Source organism: Bradyrhizobium sp. Kon56 (assembly GCF_055807635.1).
Genome location: NZ_JBVVOU010000600.1, coordinates 1 through 240, shown reverse-complemented (window position 1 = coordinate 240; position 240 = coordinate 1). Strand labels below are relative to the sequence as shown.

The following is a 240-nucleotide window of genomic DNA, read 5'->3' as shown; positions in this document are numbered from 1 at the left end:
ATTTTTGCCATGGCCAAACTGTCGGTGGAAGTCATGGTGCTGCTGTTCGGCACCTTGACCCTGTGGCTGGGCTTTCTGCGTATCGCCGAAAAAGCCGGAATCGTCGATTGGCTGGCCAAGGCCCTGGGCCCGCTGTTTCGCCGCCTGATGCCCGAAGTGCCTGCCGGCCACCCGGCCATCGGCCTGATCACCCTCAACTTCGCCGCCAACGGCCTGGGCCTGGACAACGCCGCCACCCCG

The 240-nt window shown here is 64.6% G+C and carries 1 protein-coding gene; it reads left to right on the top strand.

Features of this window, described 5'->3' with window-relative positions:
- On the top strand, window positions 1-240 hold a 240-nt coding region (locus AC0L3B_RS40210), incomplete at both ends, for a nucleoside recognition domain-containing protein (protein ID WP_473383592.1).